This window comes from Actinophytocola sp. (assembly GCF_035762905.1).
Lineage (GTDB): Bacteria > Actinomycetota > Actinomycetes > Mycobacteriales > Pseudonocardiaceae > DASYTH01.
This window is the reverse complement of sequence record NZ_DASUCC010000131.1, coordinates 13,279-27,405: the sequence shown is the minus strand read 5'-3', so window position 1 is coordinate 27,405 and position 14,127 is coordinate 13,279. Positions and strand designations below refer to the sequence as shown.

Below are 14,127 nucleotides of genomic sequence, written 5' to 3'. Positions count from 1 at the left end.
ATCGACACCGAGGAGTTCACCGCGTGGCCAACATCAAGTCCCAGATCAAGCGGATCAAGACGAACGAGCGCCGCAGGCTGCGCAACAAGTCCGTCAAGTCCTCGGTGAAGACCGCGATCCGCAAGTTCCGCGAGGCCGCCGACGCCGGCGACAAGGATCAGGCGCTCACCTTGCTCCGTGACGCCAGCCGGAAGTTGGACAAGGCGGCCGGCAAGGGCGTCATCCACGCCAACCAGGCGGCCAACAAGAAGTCCGCCATGGCCAAGCGCGCCAACCAAATCTGAGCCACCCGCCCGAACCCCGGTCAGGCCCCCGCCGACCGGGGTTCGCGCCGTTCCAGGCCAGAACCAGGCTGCCCGTTCGCCCCCCGATCAGCGCCCCCGGGCTTCGCACCACCCAGACCCCCCCCGGACTCCACCTGCTCGCCCCCCGATCCGGCTCGCCCCCCGATCCGGCTCGCGCCTCCGGGCCGCGCCCCGCTCCAGACCCGAACCAGGTCACCCTTCACCGGCGTCACTCGTGCAGGCGGTGTGCCTTGGCGAGTCGGAGGACCGCGCGTTCGAGGGCGTAGTCGGGGTCGGCGGCCACGCCCTTCACGTCCGCGTTGACGTCGGCGACCACCTGCATCGCCTCGATCAGGCCGACCGGATGCCAGCCCCGGGACTGGGCCAGCGCCTTGCGCACCTTCCAGGTGGGCATGCCCAGCTCCGACGACAGCCGGTACGGGTCGGCCCGCCCGGCTCCGGCCACCTTGGCCACCGTGCGCACCGCGTCCGCCAGCGCGTCGGCCACCAGCACGTGCGGAACGCCGAGCTGCATCGCCCAGCGCAGGGACTCGAGGGCACCGGCGACATCCCCGGTGATCGCCTTCTCCGCCACCGCGAACCCGGTCACGTCGGCCCGTCCGCGGTGATAGCGCCGGACCGCCTCCTCGGTCACCGTGCCGCCGGTGTCGGCCACCAGTTGGGCCGCCGCGGACGCCAGCTCGCGCAGATCCGAGCCCACCGCGTCGATCAGCGCGACCACGGCCTCGCCGTCGCTCTTGCCGCCCGCGCGCCGAATCTCGTTGCGCACGAACGCCTCGCGGTCGGCCGGTTTGGTGATCTTCGCGCACTCGACGACCGTCGCCCCGGCCGACTTGAGCACACCGACCAGATCCTTGGCCGGCTTGCGCCCGGCGCCGTTGTGCACGACCACCAGCACGATGCCCTCGGCGGGCTGCCGGGCATACGAACCGATCGCGGCGGCGATCTCCTGCCCGGCCTCGTGCGCTCCGTCCAGAACGATCACCCGACCATCGGCGAACAGCGACGGGCTGACCAGTTCGGCGAGCTCAGGCGGTGTGAGATCAGCCACCCGTGCCCTGGTCAGCTCGGCGGCGGGATCGGCCAGCCGGGCCGTGTCGAAGGCCGCCCGCACGGCTCGCTCGACGAGCAGCTCCTCCTCGCCGAGCACGAGTTGGAGAGGAGGTGGAGTCACGCTGGGGGCACTCACCGGGGTAGTCCCTTCACGTCGGCAACTGTGCCAGAGCGGTTCGACGGTCCTGGCAGCACGCTCGAATAGTGGACACCGGAGTTGGCCGGATCGGGGCCCGGTGCCGTAACGTGTTGGTTGGCTCCGGGAGATGACCCGGAGTGATCACAACTGAATACCGCTCATCCAGAGGGGCAGAGGGAACGGCCCGACGAAGCCCCGGCAACCGGCGTTTCGCCACACCTCATCGCGAGGACGGCGACGACCACGGTGCCAATTCCGACCCGTACCGCGGGACAGATGAGGAGTGACCTCGCGATGACACATGCCAGTGTGCAAGACAACACGACCACCGCCTTCGACCTCGGCCCAGCGCGCGCGCTGTCCTGCCGCGAGTGCGGGCACCGTATCCCGCTCGCCGCCGAGTTCGCGTGTGCCGAGTGTTTCGGCCCGCTCGAGGTCGCCTACGAGTTTCCGGCGATCACCCGTGCCGACATCGAAGCGGGGCCCAAGTCCATCTGGCGGTACCGGCAACTGCTGCCCGTACCGTCCGATGTGGACGCTCATCCGAACACCGAACCCGGCCTCACCCGGCTGGTGAAGGCCGACCGGCTGGCCGCGGCGCTCGGTGTTCGGTCGCTGTGGGTCAAGGACGACACCGGAAACCCCACCCACTCGTTCAAGGACCGGGTGGTCGCGGTCGCGCTCGCCGCCGCCAGGCAGCTCGGTTTCCGGGTGCTGGCCTGCCCGTCCACCGGCAACCTCGCCAACGCGGTCGCGGCCGCGGCGGCTCGGGCCGGGTGGGAGTCGGTCGTGCTGATTCCCTCCTCTCTGGAACGCGCCAAGGTGTTGACCACCGCCGTCTACGGCGGCGCGCTGATCGCCGTCGACGGCAACTACGACGACGTGAACCGCCTGGCCACCGAGCTCGCCGCGGAGCACGAGGACTGGGCGTTCGTCAACGTCAACGTGCGGCCCTACTATGCCGAGGGTTCCAAGACGCTCGGCTTCGAGGTGGCCGAACAGCTCGGCTGGCGGCTGCCCGATCAGGTCGTCGTGCCGATCGCCTCCGGCGCCCAACTGACCAAAGTGGACAAAGGGTTCCGTGAGTTCGGCGAGCTCGGCCTGGTGGAACCGACGCCCTACCGGGTGTTCGGCGCCCAGGCCACCGGGTGCTCACCGGTCTCCGCCGCCTTCAAGGCCGGCCACGACGTCGTCACCCCGGTCAAGCCGAGCACCATCGCCCGGTCGCTGGCGATCGGCGCACCCGCGGACGGCCCGTACGTGCTCGACGCGGTCCGCCGCACCGGCGGCGCGATCGAGGACGTATCGGACGAGGAGGTCGTCGAGGGCATCCGCTTGCTGGCCAGGACCGAGGGCATCTTCGCCGAGACCGCCGGCGGAGTCACCGTGGCCACGGCCAAGAAGCTGATCGAGACCGGTCAGCTCGACCCGGACGCCGAGACCGTCCTGCTGATCACCGGCGACGGCCTCAAGACCCTGGACGCGGTCCAGGACCGGATCGGGCCCCGAGCGACCGTCCCACCGTCCGCCGACGCCGTCCGCCAGGCCCTCAGCGGCTGATCACCGGCCCGCCGGGGTGGAGCGCGCGGCCGGCCCCTGGTCACCACCCGAGGTCCGGCGTCCCCGGGAACGATGGCGCTGTCGCCCGCGATGTCGGTCCGCAGCACCTGGGTGCCCCGCCGGGTGAGCAAGCCCAGGGTCGTCGCGCTCGGGTGGCCGTACCGGTTGCCCGAGCCGACGCTCACCACCGCGATCCGGGCCCGGACCGCGTCCAGGAAGTCGGGACTCGAGTAACGCGAGCCGTGGTGCGGCACCTTCAGCACCTCCGCGGTCAGGTCGGCCCGGGCGGTGAGCAGGTCGGTCTGCGCGGCCAGCTCGATGTCGCCGGTGAGCAGCACCCGGCCGGCCCGCGTTCCCGCCCGCAGAATCAGCGAAGCGTCATTGATCTCAGTTCCCTCGGCGTCGGCTCGCGGCAGCGGCCCACCCGGCTGCGGCCCCAGCACGTCGATGGTCAGACCGGGCCAGGTCAGCCGCTGGCCGGCCCCGAGCTGGACGACCGGCACCCCGGCTCGCGCGGCGGCCCCGGCCACCTCCGCCCAGGCCCAGCCGGGCACGCGGGCCGGGCCGACCGCCACCCCGCCGACCGGATGATCGGCCAGCACGGCGGCCACCCCGCCGACGTGGTCGGCGTGCAGGTGGCTCAGGATCAGCAGGGGCACGCTGTCCACACCCAGCCGGTCCAGGCAGTCCCCCACCGCCCCCGGCTCCGGCCCGGTGTCCACCACCACCGCCCGGCCGGAGTCCGAAGTGGACAGCACGACCGCGTCACCCTGCCCGACGTCACAGGCCACCATCGCCCAACCGTCCGGCGGCCAGCCGGGCGCGATCACCCGCACCGGAACCGCCACGAGCAACAGCACCCCCAACCCGATGGCCATGATCACCCGGACCCGACGGACCCGGACCGCCGCCAGCCCGACGGCCACGATCGCGACCAGCGCCAGCGCGCCCCACCAACCCGCCGGCCAGCCGAGGGTGGCGCCCGGCAGGCGCGCGGCGTGCCGGGAGACCAGCAGCAGCCAGCTCAGCTCGGGACCGGCCAACCGGGCGAGCAGCTCCGCGAGCCACGGAGCGACCGGTCCGGTCACCGCGGCCAGCACACCCAGCACCGTCGCCGGCGCCACCACCGGCGCCGCGAGCAGGTTGGCCAGCACGGCCACCAGGCTGACCTGCCCGGCCAGTCCGGCGATCACCGGCGCGGTCACCAGGTGGGCGGCCGCCGGCACCGCGATCGCCTCGGCCAGACCCCGCGGGACGCCACGAGCCGCCAGCGCGCTCGCCCACCGCGGCGCCAGCAGCACCAGGCCGCCGGTCGCGATGACCGACAGTGCGAAGCCGACGCTGACCGCCATTCCGGGATCCACCAGCACCAGGACGATCACCGACCCGCACAGCGCCGGCAGCGCCGCCCGGTCCCGGCCGATCGCCAACGCCAGCAGACCGACGGCACCCATCACCCCGGCGCGCAGGACGCTCGGCTCCGGGCCGGCGAGCACCACGAACCCGATCAGCGCCAGCACGGCACCCACCGCACAGCCGCGTGGACCGAGCCGCAGCGCCCGCAACAGCAGCAGCACCGCGACGCACACGATGGCCAGGTTGGCTCCGCTGACCGCGAGCAGGTGCGCGGTACCCGCGGCCTGGAACTGCTCGACCACCTGCCGGGGCACCCCATCGGTGTCGCCCACGACCAGGGCCGGCAGCAACCCGGCCGGCTCCGGGTCGAGAACCCCGGCGGCCTGCCGCAGCCCGGTCCGCAGCGACTGGGCGACGCGGTGCCACCCGGCCGGCTCGCTCTGCACCCGCGGCGGTCCCCGGACGCGCAGCACCGCGACCGTCATCCCGCCCGGTTCGGCCGGGGCCAGTACGGCGTCGACATCCACGTCCTGACCGGGCAGCAGGGTCGACCAGCCGGCCACCGAAGCGATCACCAGTACCGCTCCGGTGGTGGCGATCCGCTGCCCGTCGACCACCGCGTGGCGCACAACGGCCGGCACGACGACCGCCCGCACACCGCCCTGGCGGCCACCGAAGCCGGGCGAGCTCACCGGGCGGGGACGCTCGGCGAGCTCCACCCGGAACGTGCCGAAGGCGCCCCGAGCGGCGAACGCGCGCAACGAGTCCTCGGCCGCTCCCTGCAGCCGGAAGGCGGTCGGCCCGGCCACCGCCAACCCGCATGCCAGCAGCGAGATGCCCGTCCCCAGCCGGGCAGCCCGATCGCCTCGGCCGAGCAGCACCGCCAGCCCGGCCAGGGCGGCGACCGCACCGGTCACCGCGGCCAGCCGCCAGTCCACGAGCAGGCCCACCAGCGTGGCCAGCCAGACCGAGGCCGCCGCCGGCACCAGCCGCCATTCCGGCGCCGCCCGCTCCACCGACTCGGTCATCGGACCGCCACCAGGTCCTTGAGCTGGCCGTACCGGGCCGGCCCGATCCCGTCGATCTCACGCAGCTGCTCGACCCGGATGAACCGGCCGTGCCGGATGCGCCAGTCGACGATCCGCTGCGCGGTCACCGCGCCCACGCCGGGCAGGGCGTCCAACTGAGCCGGCGAGGCGGTGTTCAGGTCGACCTTGTCCGGCACGTCCGGGGCCGCCGGGACGGCGTTCTCCGGTGCGGCGGGGATGCCGACGTTGATCTGCTCGCCGTCGGTGAGGCGCCGGGCGATGTTGAGCATGCTGAGGTCGACGCCCGGCGCCGGGCCGCCGGCCGCCTGCACGGCATCGGCGACGCGGGCCCCGTCCGGCAGGGTGACCAGCCCGGGACGCACGACCCGGCCGGCGACGCTGACCACGATCGAGCCGCCGGTCGCCGCGGCGGTGGACGGCATGGGTGCCGGATCCGGAACGGCCTGCGCGACGGGGAGACCGGGCGGGGGTTCCCGCACGCCGCCCGAGGAGAGGGTGACGCCGACGGCCACCGCCAGAACCAGGGCCAGCCCGGCGAGCAGCCCGAACGACAGCCGGCGACGCGGCGGATCCGCGCCGGGCAACCAGCGCTCCACCAGCCGGCCCGGCCGGCCGCGCCGCCACCATGGGGCACCGCGCGGTTCAGCCTGGGCCGATGGGGTGCCGGCCTCGAGCCATTCCTGGTCGGCGGCGAGGTCGCCGGAGGGATTCGGTGGTGTGGCGCCGGGATCGGTGGACATGCGGGTGAGCCGGCTGCGCGCCGGGAACTCCCGGTCGGCCCGTCGGGTGGTGGTGAGCAACATGGCACCGACGCTATGCGGGTGGAGCGTCAAACCGTCGCGTGTGGATGGTCAACTGTGGACAGTTCGATGGGTTGTGTACAACCGTTGCGGTTACGCCGGACTCGCATCAGGACAGACGACGACACCAAGCATCCCCGGACCGGTGTGCGCTCCGATCACCGCGCCCACCTCGGAAACCACGCACCCGGACGAGTGTGGAATCCGCTCGTCGAGCCGGTTGGCCAGCTCGACCGCCCGGTCCGGCGCGTCCAGGTGGTGCACGGCGAGTTGCACGAACTCGTTCCCAGCTGCCGCGACGGCGAGATCCACCAGGCGGGTCAGCGCCCGCCCGGTGGTCCGTACCTTCTCCAACGGAACGATCCGGCCGTTGTCCACATGCAACACCGGCTTCACCGCCAGCGCGGTCCCCAGCAGCGCGGCGCCGGAACCGATCCGGCCGCCCCGGCGCAGGTACTCCAACGTCTCGAGCATGAAAAAGGCCCGGCTGCGCGCCGCCGCCTGGACCGCGGCCCGCTCGACCTCCTCGGCGCATCCGCCACCGGCCGCGGTGGCCGCCGCCCGCAGCGCCGCGAACCCCAACCCCATCACCGTGGTGCGCGAGTCGACCACCCGCACCAGATCGGGTCCGACCTCCTCGGCGGCCAGCCGGGCCGACTCCCAGGTACCGGACAGTTCCCGGGACAGGTGCACCGAGACCACCGCGGACGCGCCCGAGTCCAGCAGCTCCCGGTACACCGGGATGAACTCGTCGGGGTTGGGCCTGGAGGTGGTCACGGTGCGCCGGCTCGCGAACGCGGCGGCCAACTCGGCCGGGCCGATGTCCACGCCGTCGCGTCCCGCGCGCCCGTCCACCAGCACGCGCAGCGGAACCACGCGGACCGCGTGCCGGGCGGCGAAGCCCTCCGGCAGGTGCGCGGTGGAGTCGGTGACGACAGTGACGGGCACGAACGGTGAGCCTACGGGTGGCCCTGGGTCTTCAGCAGCGAGCGCATGACCCCGGCGAGTTCGTCCCCCACCACCTGATGGGCTTCCCAGCCCCAGTGCATCCCGTCCGGGTTGCCGTGCCCACCCAGCACGTGGTCACCGGTCAGCGCCGCGAGATCGAGCAGCGGCACGTCCGAACGTTGCCCCCAGGCGCGGATCGCCTCGACCGCACCCGATCGGGCGGTGTGCACGAACCCGTACGAGTGGGCCCGATGCACCGGCGGCAGCACGCCGACCGCGGGCAGGTCCGGCCGCAGGGCCCGGATGGACACCAGGATCTGGTCCAGGTACCGCACCGTGAGCCGGGCCGGCAACGCCGCCGGACGGCCCCGGGTGGCCCGGGCCAGCCAGGGTTGGGCGGCCAGGTAGCCGCCCCGGGCCCACCGGCGCAGCCGGTCCGGGCGCAGGTAGCGCAGGCCGAGCCGGAGATAGGTGGGCAGCGGCGAGGGCAGCGTGTCCATGCTGCCGACCGCGAGCACGAGCACGTCCGCCTTGGGCAGCAGGGTCCAGACGCGCGGGTCGCCGACCAGCGCCCAGTACGCGTCGCGGGCCGTCCAGCCGAACCCCGCGACCATCTCGGTGGTGCCGCCGAGCGCGGAGGCCGCCACGTTCGGCCAGAGCCGCTTGTCGTCGGCCGGATGCGGCCCGTCCGGCCCGTGGAAGCTCAGCGAATCGCCGAACAGCAACACCGTCGGTGTCATGTCTAGCCGGTGATCCCCGCGTTGTACTGGATCAGGCGCCAGGCCATCCCGCTGGTCAGCCGCCGCTCGAGCACCGTCCAGTGACAGTTGCCGATGCCCCCGAGCTTGGCCCACGCGATGACCGGCAACTCGAGTAGGTGGCCGGTCAGGGCCGTGGCGAGGCCGCCGTGTGCGCACAGCATCGCGGTCGACACGTCGTCGCGGTCCAGGTCGGCCACCACCTCATAGGCCCGGGCGGCGACCTCCACCCGGGATTCGCCGCCCGGTGGGGAACAGGTCGAATCGGTCTGCCAGTTCTGCCGACTGCCGGGCCACTGCTCGTCGATCTGAGCGCTGGTCATGCCCTGCCAGATGCCGAGATTGGTTTCCCGCAGCCGCTTGTCGATGCGTAACGGGACGCCGGTCGCGTTGGTGAACACGGTGGCGGTGTCGGTCGCCCGGCGCAGGTCCGAGGCCACCACCAGGTCCGGGGCGAACCTGGCCAACACCGAAACCGCGAACCTGGCCTGGTTCCAGCCGACCTGGGTCAGCGCCGCATCGAGATGGCCCTGCATCCGGCCAGTCGCGTTGTAGTCGGTCTCGCCGTGCCGCCACAGCACGATCCGACGCAATGTCACTGCCCGCCGCCCTCCCCTCCCGCGAGCGGATCGAAGTCGATGCGCGGGCAGTCCTTCCACAGCCGCTCGAGGGCGTAGAAGGCGCGCTCCTCGGCGTGCTGGACATGTACGACGATGTCCACGAAGTCCAGCAGCACCCACCGGCCCTCGCGGGCGCCCTCCCGGCGGACCGGCTTGGTGCCGGCGTCGCGCATCTTCTCCTCGACGTTGTCGACGATCGCGCCCACCTGCCGCTCGTTCGGCGCGGACGCGATCACAAAGCAGTCGGTGATCACCAGCTGATCGGAGACGTCCAGCACGATCACGTCGCTGGCCTTCTTGTCCGCCGCCGCGGTCGCGGCCACCAGAGCCAGCCTGCGCGCATCGTGCGTTGCTGACACGTCACTCCCCTTGTCCGAACTGCCGGGATACAGAATTCCTCGAGAGTACCCGCGACGGCCAGCCTGACCGTGCGGGATTTCAGGCCGGCGCGTACAGACCACGCTTTGAGATGTACTGCACGACCCCGTCCGGGACCAGATACCAGACCGGCTTGCCGGCGGCGACCCTCGCCCGGCAGGTGGTGGACGAGATCGCCATCGCCGGCACCTCGATCAGGCTGACCGCGCCGCTCGGCAGATGGTGGTCGTTGAGGTCGTAACCCGGCCGGGTCACGCCGACGAAGTGCGCCAGGTCGAACAGCTCGTCGGCCTCCCGCCAGGTGAGGATCTGCTCGAGGGCGTCGGCGCCGGTGATGAAGAACAGCTCGGCATCCCGGTGGACGGCGCGCAGATCACGCAGGGTGTCGATGGTGAAGGTGGTACCGCCCCGGTCGACGTCGACCCGGCTCACCGAGAACCGGGGGTTGGACGCGGTGGCGATCACCGTCATCAGATAGCGGTCCTCGGCCGGACTCACCAACTGATGGCTCTTCTGCCAGGGCTGGCCGGTGGGCACGAAGATCACTTCGTCCAGCTCGAACCGGGACTGCACCTCGCTGGCCGCGACGAGGTGTCCGTGGTGCACCGGGTCGAACGTTCCGCCCATGATCCCGATGCGCTTGTGCTCAGCCATAGTCCGACCAGCGTAGGGCCACCGGTGAACCGGTCAGGCCAGGTGTGGGCGGCGTCTCCCGGGACGAGACACCGCCCACGTCACTAGCGAAGCCGCGCCGACCATGCGGGCTCCGCGTGTTGAGACCAGACGGGCACCCCGGTGATGACGCGAACCGGCGAGAAAGTCTGAACTTTTCCGAACCGGCGCCACGACCAACCCGTACGAACGGTCCATTCGTACGGCCTGTCACTGGCCGAACGTCGGTCCCCTCCGTCAGGGTGGAGCCATGGACGAACACGCCCTTCGCGAATCCGCGGAACACCGCCTCCGGGCCCTGGCCGGACCCGAAGCCCGCCTGCGCGACGACCAGTGGACGGCCATCGAGGCCCTGGTCGCCGGCCGCCGCCGGGCGCTGGTCGTCCAGCGAACCGGCTGGGGGAAGTCGGCCGTGTACTTCGTGGCCACCGCCCTGCTGCGGGATCTGGGCGAGGGCCCGACGATCATCGTCTCGCCGCTGCTCGCCCTGATGCGCAACCAGGTGGCGGCCGCGGCCCGGGCCGGCGTGCACGCGGCGACGATCAACTCGGCCAACATGGACGAGTGGCGCGACATCCAGCAATCCGTGCTGGACGGCAGGATCGACGTCCTGTTGATCAGCCCGGAACGGCTCAACAACCCGGACTTCCGGGACACGGTGCTGCCCGAGCTGACCGCGTCGGCCGGACTGCTCGTGGTGGACGAGGCGCACTGCATCTCCGACTGGGGACACGACTTCCGGCCGGACTACCGGCGGTTGCGCACCCTGCTCGCCGACCTGCCGGCCGGCGTGCCGGTCCTGGCCACCACCGCCACCGCCAACGACCGGGTGGTCCGGGACGTTGCCGACCAGCTGGGCCTCGGCGACCGGGACACCCTGGTGCTGCGCGGCGCTCTCGACCGGGAGAGCCTGCGGCTGGCCGTGATCACGCTGCCCACCGCGCAGGCCCGGCTCGCCTGGCTGGGCGACCGGCTCGGCGAGTTGCCCGGCTCCGGGATCATCTACACGCTCACCGTCGCCGCCGCGTCCGAGGTCGCCTCATTCCTGCGCGACCGGGGATTCGCGGTGGCGTCCTACACCGGCCGGACCGATCCGACCGAGCGGGAGCAGGCCGAGCGGGATCTGCTGGACAACCGGGTGAAGGCGCTCGTGGCCACGTCAGCGCTGGGCATGGGTTTCGACAAACCGGACCTCGGATTCGTGCTGCACCTCGGTGCCCCGCCGTCGCCGATCGCCTACTACCAGCAGATCGGCCGGGCCGGCCGGGCGGTCGAGCACGCCGAGGTGCTGCTGCTCCCCGGCACCGAGGACCGGGACATCTGGGCCTACTTCGGGTCGCTGGCCTTCCCGGCGGAGCCGGTGGTGCGCCAGGTGCTCGCCGCACTCGCCGGCGCCGGCCGGCCGCTGTCGGTGGCCGGCATCGAGCCCATGGTCGACCTGTCCCGCAGCCGGCTGGAGATGGTGCTCAAGGTGCTCGACGTGGACGGCGCGGTGCAGCGGGTCCGTGGTGGGTGGGTGGCCACCGGGCAGCCGTGGAGCTACGACGCGGAGCGGTACCGCAGCATCGCCGCCGCCCGGCAGGTCGAGCAGCAGGCGATCCTGGCCTACCAGCGCACCGACGGATGCCGGATGGAGTTCCTGCTCCGCCAGCTCGACGATCCGCACGCGGCGCCGTGCGGCCGGTGTGACAACTGCACCGGCCGGCGGTGGGCTACCGAGGTCTCGGAGGTCGCCGCGGCCGCGGCCGGGGAGCGGTTACGCCGGCCGGGCGTCGAGGTGGCACCACGGCGGGTGTGGCCGACCGGGATGGCCGCGCTCGGGGTGCCGCTGTCCGGCAAGGTGGCCCCCGGCGAGGCCGCCGAACCCGGACGAGCGGTCGGCCGGCTCACCGACATCGGCTGGGGCAACCGGTTACGCGAGCTGTTCTCCGGCACGGCGGACGCTCCGGTGCCCGACGACCTGTTCAACGCGTGCGTCGCGGTGCTGGCCGCGTGGCAGTGGTCCGCCCGGCCGGTGGGCGTGGTCACCATGGGGTCGAGCCGTCGCCCCAGGCTGGTCGCCAGCGTCGGCGAGCGGATCGCCACCGTCGGCCGGCTGCCCCCGTTGGGACGGGTCACCGTTGAGCCGATGGACGGCGCCCGGCTGAACAGCGCGCAGCGGCTGGGTCAGCTGTGGCGATCGCTGCGAGTCGAACCGGACCTCGAGTCCCGACTGGCCACGCTCGACGGACCGGTGCTGCTCGTGGACGACATGGTCGACACCGGCTGGACCATGACGCTCGCGGCCAAACTGCTCCGCGACGCCGGCGCCCCGGCGGTCCTGCCCTTTGCCCTGGCGGTGACCAGCTGAACCCGGCGAACACGGGTAGGTCTGGGGGTCGGCGAACCCGGCCCCCAGACCTACCCACCCCCAGTACCAGGACCGCTACTTGTTGCCCTGGTCACTGAACGCCCTGCGCTTGAGAGGAGGTACCGCGGAGAAGAAGCGGAGCACGATGCGGAACATGCGCCGGCCCGTCCGGTTGTCCGAGATGAACTGCTTGGCGGTGCGCAGCGAGTCGCGGACCGCGGCGAACCCGTAGCCGGTCATCTGGATCTCGTAGTCGGAGATGGCGTCGAGTAGGCCACGTTCGCCCCGGAAGGCGGCGATCAGGTTGCGGGCCAACAGGGTCGCGTCCCGAAGGGCGGTGTTCGCACCGATGCCTCGGAACGGGGTCATGCTGTGAATCGCGTCCCCGAGCAACGTGATGTTCGTGCTCTCCCACCGCGCGACCGGGACCGAGGTTCGGATCGGCAGCAAGGAGACGCTCTGCGCCGGTGAGTCGGCCACCAGCCGGCGGAGCGCGGGATGCCAGTCCGCGATCATCCGACCGACCAGGTCCCGCAGCTGCCGGCCGTCCAGGTCGGACAGTGCGACATCGGCCGGGTAGTGGTGGTCGGCGGCGGCGTAGACCCACATGACGTAGCTCGTGGTGTTGTCGAACAGGACCGTGTCGTGGGTCAGGGTCGCGTCGTTGCCGCCGATGCCGTCGGCGGTGACCGCGATGCCGTCACCGAGGTCGTGCGGTGCGATGAACATGCCGCAGCCCCGAGGTGGCAGCACGGTGTTCGGGCCGTCGACGATCCGGGCCGGAAGCAGCTTCCTGGTCCGCTCGGTGAGCGGGAACTTGCCGGCGATCGTCTTGATGCCGGTGTCGACTCGTTCGGCGTGCGGCAGATACTGCGCCCGCACCCGGGATGCCGCACCGTCCGCACCGACCAGCACGTCGGCGGTGGCGGTCGTGCCGTCGGCGAACTGGCAGGTGACCGTTCCGTCCGGGCCGCGCGAGTAGTGGCGGAACTCCTTGTCGTGGTGCAGAACGCCGTCCAGGCCGGCGGACAGCACCTGGTGCAGGGTGATCCGGCTGACCGAATGGTGTGCCCGGGTCGGGTCGCGCTCGACGCCGGAGGTCAGCTCGTCCTCGATCAGCATCAGCTCGTCCAACTGCTCGGTGACGAACCCGAACGCTCCGCCCGAGGTGCCGCAGGTGTCGACGAATGCCTGCCAACGCTCGGCCGGCAGGCATTCGTGCAACGCCTGCGAACCCTGCGGGTTGATGTGCACGCGGTAGCCCTGCAGCCGCTCGGACCGGGTGCGGCTGCGCTCGTAGACCGCGACACTGACGCCCGCTCGACGCAGGGCCTGTGCGAGGCACAGCCCGCCGGTTCCGCCACCGATGATCGCTACCTGTGAGTGCTGGGACATCGGCCTTCTCCTTGTCGGATCCTCGATGCTCACTATAATCATCTCTTGAGTTGATTAAGTCAACCCATAGGATGATAAATGTGACGATTGACTACGGTGTCCGCATGACCGCGCGAACTCCTCGACGATCGCCCGGGTCCGGCGAGCGGCAACGAGACCCCGAGCGCACCAAGGCGCGCATCCTGGACGCCGCCAAAGCCGAGTTCGGCGCGCGGGGGTTCGCCGCGGCCCGGATCAGCGACATCGCCGACCGGGCCGGCGTGAACAAGCAGCTGATCTCCTACTACTTCGGCGGAAAGGAAGGTCTCTACAAGGAACTCACCACCCGGTGGCAGCGGGCCAGCGGCGAGTTGTCCCAGTCCGACCTGCCGCTGGACGCCGTGCTGGCGGGCTTCGTGATGAGCAACCTGTACGAACGGGACTGGGCCAGGCTGATGGTCTGGTCCAATCTGGACACCGAGTCCAGCACCCCGGACGAGGCTGCCGACTACGGGTTCATGCAGACCCAGGTCGCGGAACTGAGGCGCCGCCAGGAGGCCGGCGAGCTACCGGACGACCTCGACCCGGCCTACCTGTTCCTCGCCCTGTTCGCGGCCGCCTGCGCCGGCGTCACCCTGCCCAAGGTGGCCCGCATGGTCTGCGGAGCGGACCCGGACACCCCCGCATTCGCCGAGCGCTACGCCGACCAACTGTCCCGGCTCGTCCGCCACCTCCACCCGTCCTGAGTCCGCACGGCGCGAGTGA

At 71.9% G+C, this 14,127-nt stretch carries 12 protein-coding genes, 1 pseudogene and 1 riboswitch; of the genes and pseudogenes, 4 read left to right on the top strand and 9 right to left on the bottom strand.

Features of this window, described 5'->3' with window-relative positions; translation table 11 throughout:
* Window positions 1-23 precede the first annotated feature (23 nt).
* Window positions 24-284 (top strand): 30S ribosomal protein S20, encoded by a 261-nt coding sequence (gene rpsT, locus VFV67_RS27895; protein ID WP_326473638.1) that lies wholly within the window; start codon window positions 24-26, stop codon window positions 282-284.
* Window positions 285-513: 229 nt separating this feature from the next.
* On the opposite strand, the gene holA is transcribed toward rpsT, so the two are convergent.
* Window positions 514-1,494: a DNA polymerase III subunit delta gene (gene holA / locus VFV67_RS27890; RefSeq protein ID WP_326473637.1), complete on the bottom strand. Its 981-nt coding sequence runs from the start codon at window positions 1,492-1,494 to the stop codon at window positions 514-516.
* A 158-nt stretch (window positions 1,495-1,652) separates the two neighbouring features.
* Window positions 1,653-1,780: riboswitch (SAM riboswitch) on the top strand.
* Between the two features lie 11 nt (window positions 1,781-1,791).
* On the opposite strand from holA, the gene thrC reads away from it, so the two are divergent.
* Window positions 1,792-3,057, top strand: coding sequence for a threonine synthase (thrC, locus tag VFV67_RS27885; protein WP_326473636.1), 1,266 nt, complete (start codon window positions 1,792-1,794; stop codon window positions 3,055-3,057).
* Between the two features lie 11 nt (window positions 3,058-3,068).
* Here thrC and VFV67_RS27880 read toward each other — a convergent pair.
* From VFV67_RS27880 to nadD, 7 genes and pseudogenes are all read right to left on the bottom strand, one after another.
* Window positions 3,069-5,441 (bottom strand): annotated as a pseudogene (locus tag VFV67_RS27880) (DNA internalization-related competence protein ComEC/Rec2); the annotation flags it as partial.
* On the bottom strand, window positions 5,438-6,265 hold the full coding sequence (locus VFV67_RS27875) for a ComEA family DNA-binding protein (protein WP_326473635.1): 828 nt from the start codon (window positions 6,263-6,265) through the stop codon (window positions 5,438-5,440). The gene VFV67_RS27875 and the pseudogene VFV67_RS27880, both read right to left, overlap by 4 nt.
* 90 nt (window positions 6,266-6,355) lie before the next feature.
* Window positions 6,356-7,210 carry a DegV family protein gene (locus VFV67_RS27870; RefSeq protein ID WP_326473634.1) on the bottom strand — a complete coding sequence of 285 codons (855 nt, stop codon included), beginning with the start codon at window positions 7,208-7,210 and terminating at the stop codon, window positions 6,356-6,358.
* Between the two features lie 11 nt (window positions 7,211-7,221).
* Window positions 7,222-7,950 carry a diglucosylglycerate octanoyltransferase gene (gene octT / locus VFV67_RS27865; RefSeq protein WP_326473633.1) on the bottom strand — a complete coding sequence of 243 codons (729 nt, stop codon included), beginning with the start codon at window positions 7,948-7,950 and terminating at the stop codon, window positions 7,222-7,224.
* A gap of 2 nt (window positions 7,951-7,952) precedes the next feature.
* Window positions 7,953-8,567, bottom strand: coding sequence for a histidine phosphatase family protein (locus VFV67_RS27860; protein WP_326473632.1), 615 nt, complete (start codon window positions 8,565-8,567; stop codon window positions 7,953-7,955).
* A complete protein-coding gene (rsfS, locus tag VFV67_RS27855) occupies window positions 8,564-8,947 on the bottom strand; it encodes a ribosome silencing factor (protein WP_326473631.1) in 384 nt (127 codons plus the stop codon). Before rsfS ends, VFV67_RS27860 begins: the two co-directional genes overlap by 4 nt.
* Before the next feature lie 79 nt (window positions 8,948-9,026).
* Complete coding sequence (nadD, locus tag VFV67_RS27850; RefSeq protein WP_326473630.1) at window positions 9,027-9,620, bottom strand: nicotinate-nucleotide adenylyltransferase; 594 nt, start codon at window positions 9,618-9,620, stop codon at window positions 9,027-9,029.
* A 268-nt stretch (window positions 9,621-9,888) separates the two neighbouring features.
* Between nadD and VFV67_RS27845 the strand changes: the two genes are divergently transcribed.
* A complete protein-coding gene (locus VFV67_RS27845) occupies window positions 9,889-11,988 on the top strand; it encodes a RecQ family ATP-dependent DNA helicase (protein ID WP_326473629.1) in 2,100 nt (699 codons plus the stop codon).
* A 75-nt stretch (window positions 11,989-12,063) separates the two neighbouring features.
* Here VFV67_RS27845 and VFV67_RS27840 read toward each other — a convergent pair whose 3' ends face one another.
* Window positions 12,064-13,383 (bottom strand): NAD(P)/FAD-dependent oxidoreductase, encoded by a 1,320-nt coding sequence (locus VFV67_RS27840; protein ID WP_326473628.1) that lies wholly within the window; start codon window positions 13,381-13,383, stop codon window positions 12,064-12,066.
* 104 nt (window positions 13,384-13,487) lie between these two features.
* Here VFV67_RS27840 and VFV67_RS27835 point away from each other — a divergent pair, with 104 nt between their 5' ends.
* Window positions 13,488-14,108: a helix-turn-helix domain-containing protein gene (locus VFV67_RS27835; RefSeq protein ID WP_326473627.1), complete on the top strand. Its 621-nt coding sequence runs from the start codon at window positions 13,488-13,490 to the stop codon at window positions 14,106-14,108.
* The last annotated feature ends 19 nt before the right edge of the window (window positions 14,109-14,127 follow it).